Annotated in this window: 16 protein-coding genes; all 16 read right to left on the bottom strand. The window is 69.8% G+C overall.

Going from position 1 to position 16866, the window contains the following annotated elements:
* Positions 1 to 111 precede the first annotated feature (111 nt).
* Entirely contained in the window at positions 112 to 927 is an 816-nt protein-coding gene (locus AC6CKD_RS04235; protein WP_498325189.1) for a F0F1 ATP synthase subunit delta, read from the bottom strand.
* Positions 924 to 1466 carry a F0F1 ATP synthase subunit B gene (locus AC6CKD_RS04230; protein ID WP_498325188.1) on the bottom strand — a complete coding sequence of 181 codons (543 nt, stop codon included), beginning with the start codon at positions 1464 to 1466 and terminating at the stop codon, positions 924 to 926. The genes AC6CKD_RS04235 and AC6CKD_RS04230 overlap by 4 nt, the downstream gene beginning before the upstream one ends.
* Before the next feature lie 42 nt (positions 1467 to 1508).
* Positions 1509 to 1745 carry an ATP synthase subunit C-like protein gene (locus tag AC6CKD_RS04225; RefSeq protein ID WP_266955157.1) on the bottom strand — a complete coding sequence of 79 codons (237 nt, stop codon included), beginning with the start codon at positions 1743 to 1745 and terminating at the stop codon, positions 1509 to 1511.
* 81 nt (positions 1746 to 1826) lie between these two features.
* Entirely contained in the window at positions 1827 to 2636 is an 810-nt protein-coding gene (gene atpB / locus AC6CKD_RS04220) for a F0F1 ATP synthase subunit A (protein WP_498325441.1), read from the bottom strand.
* Between the two features lie 241 nt (positions 2637 to 2877).
* The gene (locus AC6CKD_RS04215; protein ID WP_498325187.1) at positions 2878 to 3315 is read right to left on the bottom strand and encodes a Cg1360 family ATP-synthase-associated protein; all 438 of its coding nucleotides are present in this window, start codon (positions 3313 to 3315) and stop codon (positions 2878 to 2880) included.
* Positions 3316 to 3589: 274 nt separating this feature from the next.
* On the bottom strand, positions 3590 to 4924 hold the full coding sequence (locus tag AC6CKD_RS04210; protein ID WP_498325440.1) for an MraY family glycosyltransferase: 1335 nt from the start codon (positions 4922 to 4924) through the stop codon (positions 3590 to 3592).
* Between the two features lie 104 nt (positions 4925 to 5028).
* A complete protein-coding gene (gene glyA / locus AC6CKD_RS04205) occupies positions 5029 to 6261 on the bottom strand; it encodes a serine hydroxymethyltransferase (RefSeq protein ID WP_498325186.1) in 1233 nt (410 codons plus the stop codon).
* Positions 6262 to 6468: 207 nt separating this feature from the next.
* On the bottom strand, positions 6469 to 7101 hold the full coding sequence (locus AC6CKD_RS04200; protein ID WP_498325184.1) for an arsenate reductase/protein-tyrosine-phosphatase family protein: 633 nt from the start codon (positions 7099 to 7101) through the stop codon (positions 6469 to 6471).
* Complete coding sequence (locus AC6CKD_RS04195) at positions 7098 to 7745, bottom strand: L-threonylcarbamoyladenylate synthase (RefSeq protein ID WP_112448421.1); 648 nt, start codon at positions 7743 to 7745, stop codon at positions 7098 to 7100. The genes AC6CKD_RS04200 and AC6CKD_RS04195 overlap by 4 nt, the downstream gene beginning before the upstream one ends.
* Positions 7746 to 7818: 73 nt before the next feature.
* Positions 7819 to 8664, bottom strand: coding sequence for a peptide chain release factor N(5)-glutamine methyltransferase (prmC, locus tag AC6CKD_RS04190; RefSeq protein WP_243336222.1), 846 nt, complete (start codon positions 8662 to 8664; stop codon positions 7819 to 7821).
* A gap of 71 nt (positions 8665 to 8735) precedes the next feature.
* Positions 8736 to 9815: a peptide chain release factor 1 gene (gene prfA, locus AC6CKD_RS04185; RefSeq protein ID WP_266881142.1), complete on the bottom strand. Its 1080-nt coding sequence runs from the start codon at positions 9813 to 9815 to the stop codon at positions 8736 to 8738.
* Between the two features lie 114 nt (positions 9816 to 9929).
* Positions 9930 to 10145 carry a 50S ribosomal protein L31 gene (gene rpmE / locus AC6CKD_RS04180; protein ID WP_112448418.1) on the bottom strand — a complete coding sequence of 72 codons (216 nt, stop codon included), beginning with the start codon at positions 10143 to 10145 and terminating at the stop codon, positions 9930 to 9932.
* A gap of 188 nt (positions 10146 to 10333) precedes the next feature.
* On the bottom strand, positions 10334 to 11437 hold the full coding sequence (locus tag AC6CKD_RS04175) for an LCP family protein (RefSeq protein ID WP_498325183.1): 1104 nt from the start codon (positions 11435 to 11437) through the stop codon (positions 10334 to 10336).
* A gap of 413 nt (positions 11438 to 11850) precedes the next feature.
* Positions 11851 to 14013: a transcription termination factor Rho gene (rho, locus tag AC6CKD_RS04170; protein ID WP_498325182.1), complete on the bottom strand. Its 2163-nt coding sequence runs from the start codon at positions 14011 to 14013 to the stop codon at positions 11851 to 11853.
* Positions 14014 to 14487: 474 nt separating this feature from the next.
* Positions 14488 to 15414 (bottom strand): homoserine kinase, encoded by a 927-nt coding sequence (gene thrB, locus AC6CKD_RS04165; protein ID WP_243336217.1) that lies wholly within the window; start codon positions 15412 to 15414, stop codon positions 14488 to 14490.
* Between the two features lie 379 nt (positions 15415 to 15793).
* Positions 15794 to 16864, bottom strand: coding sequence for a threonine synthase (thrC, locus tag AC6CKD_RS04160; RefSeq protein WP_498325181.1), 1071 nt, complete (start codon positions 16862 to 16864; stop codon positions 15794 to 15796).
* Positions 16865 to 16866 lie beyond the last annotated feature (2 nt).

Here is a 16866-nt window from a genome sequence, read left to right as displayed (position 1 = left end):
TTGGGCCTGAAGCTTCTTAGGGGTCTGGGGGCGACCCCCAGGAATCTTCTGCAAGTTCTGCACGGCCCAACCGGGCCGCTAGGAATGCTTCTTTTCTAAAGGTGTGGCTGGTCAGCCGGCCATGCGTCGGGACGCCTCTGCGATGCGGTCCGAGATGGTGCCGTCGATGACCTCATCGCCGACCCGCACCGAGATCCCGCCGAGGACCGTGGGGTCCACGTCGAGGTTCAGGTGCATCGGGCGGCCGTACAGCTTGGCCAGCACCGCGCCGAGACGCTGCTTCTGGACGTCGCTGAGCGGAACCGCGGTGGTCACGGTGGCGACCATGCGGCCACGACGCTCGGCGGCGACCTTCGAAAGGGACTCGAGGCCCGCTTCCAGGCTACGTCCACGCGGGTGCGTGACGAGACGCGTGACCAGCCGCTCGGTGACGGCGTTCGCCTTGCCGCCGAGCAGGCTGCGGAGCAGCTGGCTCTTGGCGGCGGCGGTGGCCGACCGGTCGGTCAGTGCTGCGCGCAGCTCGGTGCTCGAAGTGACGATCCGGCCGAACCGGAACAGCTCGTCCTCGACGTCGTCGAGGTCTCCGCCGCTCTGGGCCGCCGTGAGGTCGGCGGTGGCCGCCAGGACCTCGAGCGAGTCCACCAGGTCACGGGACTGCGACCAGCGGGACCGGACCATGCCGGACACCAGGTCGAGGGTTTCCCCGCCCACCTGGCCGCCGAGCAGACGACCGGCCAGCTCGGCCTTGGCCTCGCCGGACTGCGCCGGGTCCGTGATGACCCGACGCAGCGAGACCTCACGGTCGAGCAGCGCGGTGACGGCCGCCAGCTCGCCGGCGAGCTTCGCCGCGTCGACGGACGTGTTGTCCGTCAGCGCGTCGAGACGCTCGCGGGCGGTGGCCAGCGCGTCGCGGCTCGCTCCGTTCATCGGGCGGCCTCGGCCTTCTCCTCAAGCTCGCTGAGGAAACGGTCGATCGTGCGGCTCTGCCGGGCGTGGTCCTCGAGGGACTCGCCGACAAGCTTTCCGGCCAGGTCGGTCGCCAGCTTGCCGACGTCCTGACGGAGCGCCGAAGAGGCGGCCTTGCGGTCAGCCGCGATCTGGGCGTGACCGGCAGCGATGATCTCCTCACGCTGCCGCTGGCCCTCTGCGCGCAGTTCTTCCTTGAGCGCAGTGCCCTGCTCCAGAGCGTCCTGGCGCAGGCGAGCGGCCTCGTGCCGGGCTTCGGCGAGCTGGGCCTTGTACTGCTCCAGCACGCTCTGAGCCTCGGTCTGAGCGGCCTCAGCCTTTTCGATACCGCCTTCGATGGCATCGCGGCGCTCGTCCAGAACCTTGTTGATGTTCGGGAGGAGCTTCTTCGCGAGGAAACCGAAGACGATGACGAAGGCGATCAGACCGATGACAAGCTCGGGGATCGGCGGGACGAGGGGGTTACCCGGCTCCTCGGCCGCGAGAACCAGGAGGTTCACATCAGTGCCTTTCGTCGATTCGGACTAGTCGTTGAGTTCGTCTTAGTAGACGAACGGCATGACCAGGCCGATGAGGGCGAGCGCCTCACAGAAGGCGAAGCCGAGGATCTGGTTGGCGCGGATCAGACCGGCAGCCTCAGGCTGACGGGCAAGAGCCTGCGTGCCGTTACCGAAGATGATGCCGACGCCGACGCCCGGGCCGATGGCCGCGAGACCGTAGCCGACAGAGCTGAGGGAGCCGGTGACGCCTTCGGTGGCAGCAGCGAGGATCTGGGACATGCCAGTTCTTCCTTCTCTTTCATGGACCGGTGGGGGTTGGCCACCGGACGATTCGGGGGGATTGCAGGAGCGGGCTGTGACTCAGTGGTGCTCGGCGAGCGCGCCCTGCAGGAAGCTGCAGGCCAGGAGGACGAAGACGTACGCCTGGACAGCCTGGATGAAGAGCTCGAACGCGGTCATCACGATGACCATGACGAACGAGACGCCCGCGTACGCGATGCCGATCCCGTTCAGCAGGTACCAGCTCGCGACAGTGAACAGCAGCAGCAGCGTGTGGCCGGCGAACATGTTCGCGAACAGTCGGACCGCGTGGGTGAAGGGTCGGACGATGACGTTCGAGAAGAACTCGATCACCATGACCATCGGCAGGATCGGGCCGAGGGACTTGTCGTAGCCGGTGATGTTCTTGAAGCCGCCCACGAAACCGTGGCGCTTGAAGGTCACCGACATCCACATCACGTAGATGACGAGGGCGAGGCCGGCCGGGTACGCGATGACGGCAGTCACCGGGAACTGGGCGAGCGGCACGATCGACCACAGGTTCATGATCCAGACGAAGAAGAACGTCGCGACCATGAAGGGGACGTACTTCTCGCCTTCCTTCTTACCGAGCGTCTCGTAGACGATGCCGCGGCGTACGAAGTCGTAGCCCGCCTCGGCGACCATCTGAAGCTTGCCCGGGACGACCTTCGGCTTCCGGAACGCTGCCCAGAAGAAGCCGACGATGATGACCGAGCCCAGCAGGGCCAGGAGCATCGTCTTGTTGAAGTACAGGTTGCTGTCCGCGTCACCGAAGATCGGCTCGAACAGGAACGAGTACAGGGTCGGGCCCGGGAAGCCGCAGCCAGTGCCGTCTTCGAAATGACAATTGATATCGAAGGCGAGCGTCATGTCAGCAGCACTCACCGCAGGGCTCCTTCAGCGTGGCGCATAGGTACGGCAACCTCGTTGTGTCGGCGCGGCGTGCAGCCGCGGTTCGGCACTGGACTGGTGTTACGGATGGTGGGGCGACAGTCAGGCATCGAGCCTCGCGATGGAACAGGCGTCAGCTCAGATGCCCGCGCCCGCAATGCCGCAGTTGAAACCGGACGATAGCAGCATCCCGAACGCGCACTTATTCCGCCCCTACCCCTCACGACTTCTGACCCGAATTTCCGGGCTTGTCGCCCTTCATCGAATCCGGTTCGACGTAGAGGATCTTGGCCTTCATGTGAGCACGCGCCTGTGCGCCGATCCACACCAGGGTGGTGACGACGAGCGTGATCGCGAAGGCCTTGGGGTTGAACAGTGTCGTGTTCTTGAACACGGCGAGAAAGACGAAGAGCAGCAGGATCTGGGCCGTGTAGAGCATCAGCCCCATGGCCTGGAACAGGTGCGGCAGTGATTTCGCCGTGCGCTGCAGTACGAGGAATCCGATGCCCATGAACAGCATCACCACCACCGTCGCGACGACGGCGCCCACGGCCCCCTTGCCACCGGCGACGATCCCACTGATGACGGCGGCGAGAGCGCCGGCGACAGCCGTGGGAACGGCGGATTGCAGGAGGGATCGGACGTCATCTGACCGCATGGCGGTTTGCTCCGCGTGATGGTGGGGGCACGGGACTCGTACAGGACGAGCGTAAGCCCGGTCCGAGAGGGAACCTCGGGCCAATGGACCGTCGCACTACGGTCCTTCGGCTCTGTCGCCGGGTTTAGTGAACGGTATCACAAAGTATTTGATGAGAGCTTTACTCAGAGGGTGTGCGGACTGTCACACATGAGAGTGACCCTGCGCGTGTGTGCGCGACAACCAAGTGGCTTGTCTGGTAAAGGGGGTTCATGTCCGACATGCGCGCCGGAGGTCAGTGCGAGGACCCGGCCTTACGCCGGTCGGGGAAGCGCGAACGGGGGCCGATGGCGGTCGCCCCGTTGACGCCGGACACGCCTGCCACGATCGGCCGGGCGGGCTCCGGCTCGGCCGCGGAGTCGTCCTGCAGGGCCGCCTCCGCGGCCCGTTCCGCGTGCCGGTAGCGCGGCGGGACCAGCCGCTCCGCCCACAGCGGGGCCCGCGGGGTGAAGCGCGGCAGCAGGAGCAGGATCAGACCCACGGCGCTCAGGGCCGCGATCGCCAGCACGATCCACATCGAGGCGGAATGCACCGAGTACGCCACGGTGCCGAAGGCGATCAGTCCTGACCAGAAGTACATGATGAGCACCGCCCGGCTGTGCGAATGCCCGAGCTCCAGCAGCCGGTGGTGGAGGTGCCCGCGGTCCGCCGCGAACGGCGACTGACCCTTCCAGGTGCGCCGCACGATGGCCAGGATCAGGTCCGCCATCGGGATCGCGATGATCGTGAGCGGCAGGATCAGCGGGATGAAGACCGGGAGCATCGCGTAGGTCGCGTTGCGCTCGCCGCCCGCGAAGAGCGCCATCGCGTCCGGGTCCACCTGTCCGGTGATGGAGATGGCGGCGGCCGCCAGCACGAGGCCGATGAGCATCGAGCCGGAGTCGCCCATGAAGATCCGGGCGGGATGCATGTTGTGCGGCAGGAAGCCGAGGCACATGCCCATCAGGATCGCGGCGAAGAGCGTCGCGGGCGCGGCCGCCTCGATCCCGTAGCCGAACCAGATCCGGTACGCGTAGAGGAAGAAGGCGCAGGCCGCGATGCAGACCATGCCGGCGGCGAGGCCGTCGAGGCCGTCCACGAAGTTCACCGCGTTGATGGTGATCACGACGAGGGCCACGGTGAGCAGGTTGCCCTGCCACGGGGTGAGCAGGACCGTTCCGATGCCCGGGACCGGGATCCACAGGATGGTCAGGCCCTGCATGACCATCACGCCGGCGGAGATCATCTGTGCGCCGAGCTTGATCAGGGCGTCGAGCTCGAACTTGTCGTCGAGCACGCCGACCAGCCAGATCAGGGCCGCCCCGGAGAGCAGGGCCCGCGGCTCGTTCGACAGCTCGAAGACCCCGTTGAGGTTCTGCAGGTGGTCCGCGACGAGCAGACCGGCGCACAGTCCGCCGAACATCGCGATGCCGCCGAGCCGCGGAGTGGGCTCCCGGTGCACGTCGCGGGCACGGATCTCCGGCATCGCGCCCACGGCGATCGCGAACTTCCGCACGGGCCCGGTGAGTAGATAAGTCACCGCGACCGTGACGCAAAGCGTCAGCAGATATTCACGCACGGGCTGCCCCAGATGTATCGCCGGCCATCTCAGCCCCACACACTAGCTGCGAAGTACTCACTGTCGTGGACGCGCAGGGGCGGCATCCCGGTTGCGGTACGTCGCTCTTGCCCGGTTTAAACCCCATACGGCGGAAAACTGACCACGAACTCGTTGACGTCCCTACGGATCTTCGTGGGCTCCCCGCCGTTCAGCGCGGCCGTGAACAGCGCGGCGATCCGGCCCATCTCCGGCTCCCCCATGCCCTGCGTCGTCACCGCCGCGGTGCCGAGGCGGATGCCGCGCTGGTCACCGTAGGGAAGGGCGCAGGTGTCCAGCACGATGCCGGCCGCGGCCAGCCGGCCCCGGGCGCCCGCGCCGTCGAGGCCGAGCGGTGCGGGGTCCGCGGTGATCAGGTGGGTGTCGGTCCCCCCGGTCGTGATCGCGAACCCGCGGGCGGCGAGCGCGTCGGCCAGGGCGCGGCCGTTGGCGACCACCCGGTGCGCGTACGAGGTGAAGGCGGGCCCGGCGGCCTCGCCGAAGGCCACGGCCTTGGCCGCGATGGTGTGCATCTGCGGGCCGCCCTGGGTGAAGGGGAACACCGCCCGGTCGATCCGCTCCGCGAACTCGGCCCCGCACAGGATCATCCCGCCGCGCGGGCCCCGGAGCACCTTGTGGGTGGTGGCGACGACGATGTCGGCGTAGGGCACGGGGCTGGGCGCGGCCCCGCCGGCCACGAGTCCGATGGGGTGCGCGGCATCCGCGATCAGGTAGGCCCCGACCTCGTCGGCGATCTCCCGGAAGACGGAGTACTCGGGGTGCCTCGGGTAGGAGATGGACCCGCACACGATGGCCTTGGGCCGGTGCTCGTGCGCGAGGCGCTGCACCCGCGCGTAGTCGATGAGCCCGGTCGCGGCGTCCACGCCGTAGCCGACGAAGTCGAACCAGCGCCCGGAGAAGTTGGCGGGAGAACCGTGGGTGAGGTGTCCCCCGGACGGAAGCCCCATGGCCAGCACGGTGTCCCCGGGCCGCAGCAGCGCGGCGTACGCGGCGAGGACGGCGGCGGATCCGGAGTGCGGCTGCACGTTCGCGTGCTCGGCGCCGAAGAGGGCGCGGGCCCGCTCGACGGCGATCCGCTCGGCGAGGTCGGCGTACTCGCAGCCGCCGTGGTGGCGGGCGCCGGGGTACCCCTCGGCGTACTTGTTGGCGAGGGCCGATCCGAGGGCGGCGAGCACGGCGGCCGAGGTGAAGTTCTCGGCGGCGATCAGCTGCAGCCCCGCCGCCTGTCGCTGCCGCTCCCCGTCGAGGACGTCGGCCATCTGCGGATCCTGCTGCCGCAGCAGGTCCAGGGGCTGGGTGATGACGCTCATGGCGCGACTCCAGGGGGGTACCGCGTACCGGGTACCAGCCACTGTAGGCCGAGGCCGCGCATCGCGCTCTGCGACGGGCGGGGCTCGGTACTCCCTGCGGAGGCATCAGCCGAATCCAGCCCCGCCCGGGGGCCCCTCCCAGCGGTAGCTGGGGGAGTTTGAGGCGCAAGGGTTCGGGGGCAGCGCCCCCGACAACGGCGCCGCAGGTCAGCGGGAGGTCCTGACCCCGGTCAGCGCGGTGACCACCGGCTCCAGCGCCTGGTTGATCTCGTCGCCGATCGAGCGGAAGAAGGTGATCGGCGCCCCGTACGGGTCGTACACCTCGTCCGCGTCGGGGGACGGTGCCAGGAGCCACCCGCGTAGAGCGGCGGCGGCCCGGACCAGCGCACGGGCCCGCTCCACCATCCCGTCCTCCAGCGGCGGCAGCGTCGCCGGGTCTATCGCCCGCACCAGCCGGGTGAACTCCTTCAGGGTGAAGGTGCGCAGCCCCGCCGAATGCCCCATCGAGATCACCTGGGCGCGGTGGTCACGGGTGGCCGTCAGGACCAGGTCGGCGCGTATGACGTGCTCGTCCAGCAGCTCCCGGCCCGTGAAGCCGGAGGCGTCGGCCCCGAAGTCGGCCAGCACGGCGGCCGCGTTGGCCTCCATGGGCGCGCCCTCGTGACCCCAGGTGCCCGCGCTCTCCACGATCAGGTCGCCGGTGACGGGGCCGCCGAGCCGGTGGGACAGCGCGTGCCGCGTCAGCCGCTCGGTGATGGGCGAGCGGCACACGTTGCCGGTGCTGACGTGGAGTATGCGGAAGGTGTTGTCCCCGGCTATGCCACGCCCCTCAGGGCTCACGGGGCCACCTCGAGGTCGGGTACGACCTCGCGCAGCTGCTCGGCGGTCAGGGCCCCCTCGCGCAGCAGGACGGGAACCTTCCCGGTGACGTCGACGATCGACGAGGGCTGGATGCCCGGGGTCGGGCCGCCGTCCAGGTACACGGACACGGAGTCGCCGAGCATCTCGCGCGCCGCGTCGCAGTCCTCCGGCGCCGGGTGCCCGGTCAGGTTCGCCGAGGACACCGCCATCGGACCGACCTCGGTCAGCAGCTCGATCGCGACGGGGTGCAGGGGCATGCGTACGGCCACGGTCCCGCCGGTTTCGCCCAGGTCCCACGCCAGCGAGGGCTGGTGCTTGGCGACCAGCGTCAGCGCACCCGGCCAGAAGGCGTCGACGAGCTCCCACGCCTGCTCGGAGAAGTCGGTGACCAGCCCGTGCAGGGTGTTCGGGGAGCCGATGAGGACGGGGGTGGGCATGTTGCGGCCGCGCCCCTTGGCGGCGAGCAGGTCGCCGACGGCCTCCGCGCTGAAGGCGTCCGCGCCGATCCCGTACAGCGTGTCGGTGGGCAGCACGACGAGCTCGCCGCGGCGTACGGCGGAGGCGGCTTCACGCAGGCCCGTCTTGCGGTCCGTCGCGTCGTTGCAGTCGTATCGCCGGGCCATCAGCGGGCCTCCTCGTGCAGCAGGGTCGTGGCGGGAATGCGCGCGGTGACTGCGCCGCTCGAGGCAGCGCCGGTCACGGCAGGGCCTTGCGGGCGGTCGCGAAGCGCGGGCGGTTGTTGAGGTCGGGGTGGTCGGCGGCGTCGGCCCAGCCCCGCTCCTCGGCGAAGATCCACGGGACCTGTCCGCCCTGGGTGTCTGCGTGCTCGACGACGACGATGCCGCCGGGCCGCAGCAGCCGGTGCGCGGTGCGCTCGATGCCGCGGATGGTGTCCAGGCCGTCCTCGCCGGAGAACAGCGCCATCTCGGGGTCGTGGTCGCGGGCCTCGGGGGCCACGTACTCCCACTCGGTGAGCGGGATGTACGGCGGGTTCGAGATGACCAGGTCGACCTGTCCGTCCAGCTCGGGCAGGGCGCTCAGCGCGTTGCCCTGGTGGACGGTGACCCGGGAGCCCTCGGCGTTCTTACGGGTCCACCGCAGGGCGTCCTCGGACAGCTCGACGGCGTGCACGCGCGAGCGCGGCACCTCCTGCGCCATGGCGAGCGCGATGGCTCCTGACCCGGTGCACAGGTCCACGATCAGCGGTTCGACCACGTCCATCGCCCGGACGGCCTGTATGGCCCAGTCCACGACCGACTCGGTCTCGGGCCGGGGCACGAAGACGCCGGGACCGACCTGGAGCTCCAGGTACCGGAAGAAGGCACGGCCGGTGATGTGCTGGAGCGGCTCGCGCGCCTCGCGGCGGGCGACGGCCTCCCAGTAACGGGCGTCGAAGTCTGCGTCCTTGACGTGGTGGAGTTCCCCCCGCTTGACGCCGTGCACGAAGGCCGCGAGCTCCTCCGCGTCGAAACGCGGTGAGGGCACGCCGGCGGCGGCCAGCCGCTGGGTGGCCTGGGCCACCTCGGCAAGCAGCAAGTTCACGCTGGTCCTCCGGGCTGCTGTCGTACGGGGGGTGGTGCGGGGTCCTGCGGGGTGGTGCGGTCCTGCCGGACTCAGTGCGCGGACGCGAGCTTGGCGGCGGAGTCCGTGTCCACACAGGCCTGGATGACCGGGTCGAGGTCTCCGTCGAGCACCTGGTCCAAGTTGTACGCCTTGAAGCCCGTCCGGTGGTCCGAGATCCGGTTTTCCGGGTAGTTGTACGTACGGATCTTCTCGGAGCGGTCCACGGAGCGCACCTGGCTGCGGCGCACGTCGGAGGCCTCCTGCTCGGCGGCTTCCTGGGCGGCGGCCAGCAGGCGCGAGCGCAGGATGCGCATCGCCTGCTCCTTGTTCTGGAGCTGGCTCTTCTCGTTCTGGCAGGAGGCGACCACACCGGTCGGGATGTGCGTGATGCGCACGGCCGAGTCGGTGGTGTTGACGGACTGGCCGCCGGGGCCCGAGGAGCGGTACACGTCGATGCGGAGGTCGTTCATGTTGACCTCGACCTCCACCTCCTCGGCTTCCGGGGTGACGAGCACGCCGGCGGCGGAGGTGTGGATGCGGCCCTGGGACTCGGTGGCCGGCACGCGCTGGACGCGGTGCACGCCGCCCTCGTACTTCAGGCGGGCCCAGACGCCCTGGCCGGGCTCGGTGGCGCCGTTGCCGCCCTTGGTGCGGACGGAGACCTGGACGTCCTTGTAGCCGCCGAGCTCGGACTCGGTGGCGTCGATGATCTCGGTCTTCCAGCCCACGCGCTCGGCGTAGCGCAGGTACATGCGCAGCAGGTCGCCGGCGAACAGGGCCGACTCGTCGCCGCCCGCACCCGCCTTGACCTCCAGGAGCACGTCCTTGTCGTCGCTGGGGTCGCGCGGAACGAGCAGCAGGCGGAGCTTCTCGGTGAGCTCTTCGCGCTGTGCGGTCAGTTCCTTGACCTCTGCCACGAAGTCCGGGTCGTCGGCCGCGAACTCCTTCGCCGTCTCGATGTCCTCGGCGGACTGCTTCCAGGCACGGAAGGTCGCGACGATCGGGGTCAGCTCCGCGTAGCGCTTGTTGAGCTTGCGCGCGTTGGCCTGATCCGAGTGGACCGAAGGGTCGGCGAGCTTCTTCTCAAGATCGGCGTGCTCGCCGATCAGTTCCTCGACCGCCTCGAACATCGGGGGCTCCTGAAGATGGTGAATGTGAAGAAAAGGGCTGCGGGACGAGAAAGGCGCCGGTCCGGCTGCCCCCGTGCGTACCGGGTGCAGCCGGGATCCGGCGCCTGAGGCTCGCTACTTCTGTGCAGCCTTGCCGAAGCGGGCCTCGAAGCGGGCCACGCGGCCACCGGTGTCGAGGATCTTCTGCTTGCCCGTGTAGAACGGGTGGCACTCGGAGCAGACCTCGGCTCGGATGGAGCCTTCGGTCAGGGTGCTACGAGTGGTGAACGACGCGCCACAGGTGCAGCTGACCTGGGTCTCGACGTACTGGGGGTGAACATCGCGCTTCAAGGTGTCTCCTAGATTCGGGAGGGCACCGGGTCGCAGGAGCCGAATTGCGCGCTGCGTGAACCGGGGCCGACAGACCAGTCTGCCAGGACCGGGCTGCCTGTCAAAATTCTGAGGACGCCTCCCTCAACGGAGGGGGGCCCGCATCTATTCCGCGGCCCGGCGGAACCCGTCCGACCGGGCGTTTCGGACTACTCGACGACCGTGCCGGCCGTGCCCTTGTCGCCGGCCGAGTTCGCGGTGGCCTCGGCGGGGACCTGCTGGTCGGCCAGCAGGGCGTCCCAGACCATCTTGGACTCCTTGGTGAGCGGGACGACCCGGTTGGGGTCACGGGTGTCCCCGGTCACCGGCAGGGTGATCATCTGCATGTTCTCGGGGCCGATGCCCTCCAGGCCCTGGGCGAACCCCATGAGGGACTTCACGTCGCCGAGCGCCTTGTCCGTGGTGATGGCCTTGGTGGCGGTGTCGGCCACGTCGAGCAGCTTCTTCGGGTTGTCGAAGACCCCGATGCTCTTGACCTGCTTGATCAGCGCCTTGATGAAGGCCTGCTGGAGCTGTATTCGGCCCAGGTCTCCGCCGTCGCCGACGCCGTGCCGGGTGCGGACGAGGCCGAGGGCCTGCTCGCCGTTCAGCCTGTTGGTCCCGGCGGGCAGGTTCAGGTGGCTGTAGTCGTCCTTGATCGGCTTGGTGGTCGTCACCTCGACGCCGCCGAGCTTGTCGATGATCTCCTTGAAGCCCGTGAAGTCGACTTCGAGGTAGTGGTCCATGCGGATCCCCGAGAGCTTCTCCACGGTCGCGACGGCGCAGGCGGCCCCGCCGACGGTGTACGACTCGTTGAACATCCTGCGCGGGCCGCCCGGGTCGCTCTTGCCGTTCGAGAGCTTGCAGGAGGGCCTGGTCACGAGGGTGTCGCGGGGTATCGACACGACGGTGGCCTTGGTGTGGCCCTCGTTGAGGTGGACGATCATCGCCGTGTCGGAGCGTGCGGAGCCGCCGTCGTCCTGGCCGTACTCCCCGTTGGCGCCGCCGCGGGAGTCGGAGCCCAGGACGAGGATGTCCATCGAGCCGTTGTCCACGTTCTGCGGGCGGTCCTTGCCGAGGGCCGCGTCGATGTCGACCGTCTTGAGGTTGCCGTTGAACTTGAAGTAGAAGTAGCCGAGCCCCGCCCCGCCCAGGAGGACCACGCCGGCGGCGGTCCACGCGGCGATGACGACGGCCCTGCGGCGCGCGGCCGGCTTCCGTCGGCGTCGGCTCGCGCCGGCCCTGCGGCCGTGGCTCCTGTTGTCCTGGCTCATGCTCTGCTCTGCCCGCCTGTCTGTGCTCGGTATGCTCCCCGCTCCCTCAGACAAGGACGGGCGGAAGCCGTCTAGGGTTCCACGGCCCCGGGCGAGCGGAAACCGACCGCCCCGTCGGGCCGCACCGAACGAACACCGCGCGACCGCACCCCCCACCTGCGGTTTTCCCCCGGGAATGCGGGGTGACTCCGAGGGGTGACCGGTGTACGGAGTGTGGCAAAGGTCGCATCGGCGCACGAAGCGGCGTAGACCGCGCAAGGCCCCGCAGACCGCTGCGGGCACCGCAGACCGCGCAGGCCCCGTAGGCGCCGTAGGCCCCGTAGGCCCCGTAGGCCCGGGTATGACGCGACCGCCCCCGTCGCGGGTGCGGCGGGGGCGGTCGGCGGTCACGCAGGTGGTGCTACGGGGAGACGTCAGTCGTCGTTCTTGCCCGACGGGGTCGTCTTCGCGATCTGCATGAGGAACTCGGCGTTCGACTTCGTCTGCTTCATCTTGTCGAGGAGCAGCTCGATGGCCTGCTGCGAGTCGAGCGCGTGCAGCACCCGGCGCAGCTTCCAGACGATGGCGAGCTCCTCGCTGTTGAGGAGGATCTCCTCCTTGCGGGTGCCCGAGGGGTCCACGTCCACGGCCGGGAAGATGCGCTTGTCGGCGAGCTTCCGGTCGAGCTTGAGCTCCATGTTGCCGGTGCCCTTGAACTCCTCGAAGATCACCTCGTCCATGCGCGAGCCGGTGTCGACCAGCGCGGTGGCCAGGATGGTCAGCGAGCCGCCGTCCTCGATGTTGCGCGCGGCACCGAAGAAGCGCTTCGGCGGGTACAGCGCGGTCGAGTCGACACCACCGGACAGGATGCGGCCGGAGGCGGGGGCGGCGAGGTTGTACGCACGTCCCAGGCGGGTGATGGAGTCCAGCAGGACGACCACGTCGTGACCCAGCTCGACGAGGCGCTTCGCGCGCTCGATGGCCAGCTCGGCGACGGTGGTGTGGTCCTCGGCCGGGCGGTCGAAGGTCGAGGAGATGACCTCGCCCTTCACCGACCGCTGCATGTCGGTGACCTCTTCCGGACGCTCGTCGACCAGGACGACCATCAGGTGGCACTCGGGGTTGTTGACCGTGATCGCGTTGGCGATCGCCTGCATGATCATGGTCTTGCCGGTCTTCGGCGGGGCCACGATCAGACCGCGCTGGCCCTTGCCGATCGGCGACACGAGGTCGATGATGCGGGTGGTCAGCACGCCCGGGTCGGTCTCCAGGCGGAGCCGGTCCTGCGGGTACAGCGGGGTCAGCTTCTGGAACTCCGGGCGGCCGCGGCCGGATTCGGGCGCCATGCCGTTGACCGAGTCCAGGCGCACGAGCGCGTTGAACTTCTCGCGGCGCTCGCCGTCCTTGGGCTGGCGGACCGCACCGGTGGTGTGGTCGCCCTTGCGCAGACCGGCCTTGCGGACCTGGGCGAGGGAGACGTACACGTCGTTCGGGCCGGGCAGGTAGCCCGAGGTCCGGATGAACGCGTAGTTGTCGAGGATGTCCAGGATGCCCGCGACGGGGATCAGGACGTCGTCGTCGGCGACCGGCGTCTCGACCGGTGCGAACTCGTCGCGTCCGCGACGGCCACGGCGGTCGCGGTAGCGGCCGCGACGGCCGCGACGGCCGTCCTCGTCGAAGTCGTCCTGCGGGCCGTGGTCCTGACGGTCCCGGTCCTGGCGGCTGCCCTGCTGGCCCTGGCCGCCCTGGTTCGAGCCCTGGCCCTGGCCGCGGCCGCCCTGCTGGCGGTCCTGACGGTCGGTCCGGTCCTGGCGGCCGCCCTGCTGGCCCTGGCCGGCCTGACCGGCCTGGCCCTGACCCTGGGCGCCCTGGCCCTGGCCCTGGTCGTCGGCCTTGGCACCGCGCTCACGGCGCTCGCGGCGGCCGTCGGCGCGGTCGTTGCCCCGCTCGCGGCGGTCGCGACGGCCGCGGCCCTCGCCGTCCTGGCCCTGGGCCTGGCCGGCGGGAGCGGTGGCGGCCTCGGCCTTCGCTTCGGCCTGTGCGGCCGGAGCGACGGTCTCGGGCTTCTGCTCCACCTGTACGGCGGCGGGGGCCGAACCCTCGGGGCTGCCGGAGGGGGCGGTGGCACGCCGGCGGCGGCGCTCGCCGACCGGGGCGTCCTCTGCCCCGCGCTCTGCTTCGCTCGCGCGGGAGGGGCCCCCGGCGGGCTGGCCCGGGATGTCGATCTGGGCCTGCGCGGCGGTCTTCTCGGCGGGCGCCTCGGCGGCGGCCTCACCCGTACGGGCCTTGCTGGTGGCGCGGCGCTTCGGCTTGGTCTCGGTGCTGCCGGCGGGCGCGGCGGCCGGCGCGGAGGCCGCGGCCTTGGGGGCGCCGCTTCCCGCCTGCGCCTCCTTGATGACCTCGATCAGCTGGCCCTTGCGCATCCGCGCGGTGCCCCTGATGCCGAGGCCCGACGCGACCTGCTGGAGCTCGGCCAGGACCATGCCGTCAAGGCCGGTGCCGGAGCGGCGGCGCTTGGTCGGCGCGGCGCCCTCGGCGGGGGCACTGGTGTCGACGTTGGTGTCGGCAGCGCCCATCAGATCGGTGGTGTCGCTCACGAAGGGTCCTTCCCTGGAGCGGACGTCGGCCTGTCTGGCTCGGCGACCGGTTGTGCTGTCCGACGGCAGTCCGTGATGAGGTGCGGGCTGCAGCCGGGGCGGTGGTCCGCCGATAGAGATACGGCGGAGAGAAACGTGCGAACGTGCATGTGCGTGGGTGTTTCCGGCGAGAAGCCCCCGAGCTGGGAAGCGTGGGAATATCACGCCGATTCCGGAGCGTGCTCGAAACTGCTGGCAGCGATCAAAGCAGTCGGGGAGGCTCCCGGAAGAAAGGTGGTCCCTGATAGGGACACTGAGCACCAAGCCATGGCGGCTTCGGATGCGCACTTGAGACTAACACTACCGGATCCAACAGACATTCCCCCTCTCCATCACCGGCTATCGAGCCCATCCGCGCGGGTTTCGCGCGGGCTCCGCGCGGGCGGCCTGCCCTGGCCGCCCGCCCCTGGCCGGCTGTGTCCTCTACTGCACGGATCAGCCGCCCTGGGTTCCCAGCGGAAGTACGCTCGCGCCCGCGGCGTCGAGTGCGAGGCGGTTGGCCGCCCACCCCTCGCCCGCGAGCCGTGCGACCTTGTCGGCCGCACCGTTGTCGACCAGCGCGAGGACCGTGGGGCCCGCGCCGGAGATCACCGCGGGGATGCCGTCCGCCCGCAGTCTGGCCACGAGCGCCACGCTCTCGGGCATGGCCGGGGACCGGTACTCCTGGTGGAGACGGTCCTCGGTGGCCGGCAGCAGGAACTCGGGACGCCTGGTCAGGGCCTCTACGAGCAGACCCGCGCGGCCCGCGTTGACGGCCGCGTCCACATGCGGGACGGTGCGCGGCAGCAGGCCGCGCGCGGTCTCCGTCAGGACCGGCTTGGAGGGGACGAAGACCACCGGAACGATGGAATCGGCGGGCTCCATGCGGATCGCCTTGGCGCTGCCGCCGTCCATCCACGCGAGGGTGAAACCGCCGAGCAGACAGGCGGCGACGTTGTCGGGGTGGCCCTCGATCTCGGTGGCGAGCTCAAGCAGCGCCGTGTCGTCGAGCTTGGCCTCTCCGCCTATCGTCACCGCGCGGGCGGCCACGATGCCCGCGCAGATGGCGGCGGAGGAGGAGCCGAGACCACGGCCGTGCGGGATGCGGTTGGCGCAGACGACTTCGAGGCCGCGCGGCTGGCCGCCCAGCAGGTCGAAGGCGGTGCGCATGGAACGTACGAGGAGGTGGCTCTCGTCCCGCGGCAGGGTGTCGGCACCTTCGCCCGCGATGTCGATGTTCAGGCCTGAATCGGCCACGCGAACGACGACATCGTCATAGAGCCCCAAGGCCAGCCCGAAGGCGTCGAAGCCCGGGCCGAGGTTGGCACTGCTGGCGGGAACGCGCACCCGTACGGCGGCGGCGCGGAACGCTGGACCGGCCATCTTCCGATGACACTCCTTGTGACTGTGCGAGACGGGATCTTCGCTGGCTCGCTGTGAATGTACTGGAGAACGTACGACACCCGAAGGCCCTGTGGGCAGCACCGCGGACATATGCGCGGCGGCGGATGTAAGTACAGCCTATCGAAGGAAGGTTCTTCTCCGACATAGGGCGCACAGCAGGCGCACGATGCGTGTCGCGGGATCCGGCCGGATCCGGCCGGTTTTCTGCCGGCTTTCCGCCGGTTTTCGGGCCGTACGGCCCGAGTTGCCGGATTCCTCAGCCTTCGAAAGACTTCCGGAATCCGGCAACCCGGTTACTGCGGTACCGCTGGGAGCGACGGCCGGCCGCACTTCCTGGTCGGCCCTCCGCGGCTCCCGGTCAGACGAGACCGAGGCGGATGGCGGCGGCCTCGGCGTCGACCGGAATGGTGATCGGCTGCGGAGCGCCGGCGACCGCCCAGTCGGGGTCCTTCAGGCCGTTGCCGGTCACGGTGCACACGATCTTCTGGCCGGGGTCGACCAGACCGAGGTCGACGGCCTTGAGCAGGCCGGCCACCGACGCGGCCGAGGCGGGCTCGACGAAGACACCCTCCTGGGCGGCCAACAGGCGGTAGGCGGACAGGATCTGGCGGTCCGTCACCTCGTCGATGAAGCCGCCCGACTCCTCCCGGGCCTGCAGGGCGTAGTCCCACGAGGCCGGGTTGCCGATGCGGATCGCGGTGGCGATGGTGTGCGGCTCCTTGACGACCTCGCCGCGCACGATCGGCGCGGAACCGGAGGCCTGGAAACCCCACACACGGGGCGTACGGGAGGCCAGGCCGTCGGCCTTGTACTCCTTGAAGCCCTTCCAGTACGCGGTGATGTTGCCGGCGTTGCCGACGGGCAGCACGTGGATGTCGGGGGCGTCGCCGAGCGCGTCCACGATCTCGAAGGCCGCCGTCTTCTGGCCCTCGATGCGTACCGGGTTGACGGAATTGACCAGCGCCACCGGGTAGTTGTCGGACAGTGCGCGGGCCAGATCAAGACAGTCGTCGAAGTTGCCGTCGACCTGAAGGATCTTGGCGCCGTGGATCAGGGCCTGGCCCATCTTGCCGAGCGCGATCTTGCCGCGGGGCACGAGGACGGCGCAGACCATCCCGGCGCGCACCGCGTAGGCGGCGGCGGAGGCCGACGTGTTGCCCGTGGAGGCGCAGATGACGGCCTTGGCGCCGTCCTCCTTGGCCTTGGTGATCGCCATGGTCATGCCGCGGTCCTTGAAGGACCCGGTGGGGTTGGCCCCCTCGACCTTGAGGTGTACCTCGCAGCCGGTGCGCTCGGAGAGCACCTGGGCGGGGACGAGAGGAGTGCCGCCCTCGCGGAGCGTGACCACCGGAGTCGTGGCCGTGACCGGCAGGCGGTCCCGGTACTCCTCGATGATGCCGCGCCACTGGTGGGTGCGATTGCTGCTCATGG

The sequence above is a fragment of the Streptomyces sp. GQ60 genome, from assembly GCF_059758875.1.
This window is presented reverse-complemented; position numbering and strand designations above follow the sequence as displayed.

Coding starts and splice junctions, on each gene's coding strand:
- AC6CKD_RS04235 (WP_498325189.1), bottom strand. CDS start 927: ATGAACGGAGCGAGCCGCGACGCGCTGGCCACCGCCCGCGAGCGTCTC.
- AC6CKD_RS04195 (WP_112448421.1), bottom strand. CDS start 7,745: ATGGCCCGGCGATACGACTGCAACGACGCGACGGACCGCAAGACGGGC.
- thrC (WP_498325181.1), bottom strand. CDS start 16,864: ATGAGCAGCAATCGCACCCACCAGTGGCGCGGCATCATCGAGGAGTAC.
- prfA (WP_266881142.1), bottom strand. CDS start 9,815: ATGTTCGAGGCGGTCGAGGAACTGATCGGCGAGCACGCCGATCTTGAG.
- AC6CKD_RS04175 (WP_498325183.1), bottom strand. CDS start 11,437: ATGAGCCAGGACAACAGGAGCCACGGCCGCAGGGCCGGCGCGAGCCGA.
- AC6CKD_RS04215 (WP_498325187.1), bottom strand. CDS start 3,315: ATGCGGTCAGATGACGTCCGATCCCTCCTGCAATCCGCCGTTCCCACG.
- thrB (WP_243336217.1), bottom strand. CDS start 15,414: ATGGCCGGTCCAGCGTTCCGCGCCGCCGCCGTACGGGTGCGCGTTCCC.
- glyA (WP_498325186.1), bottom strand. CDS start 6,261: ATGAGCGTCATCACCCAGCCCCTGGACCTGCTGCGGCAGCAGGATCCG.
- atpB (WP_498325441.1), bottom strand. CDS start 2,636: ATGACGCTCGCCTTCGATATCAATTGTCATTTCGAAGACGGCACTGGC.
- AC6CKD_RS04225 (WP_266955157.1), bottom strand. CDS start 1,745: ATGTCCCAGATCCTCGCTGCTGCCACCGAAGGCGTCACCGGCTCCCTC.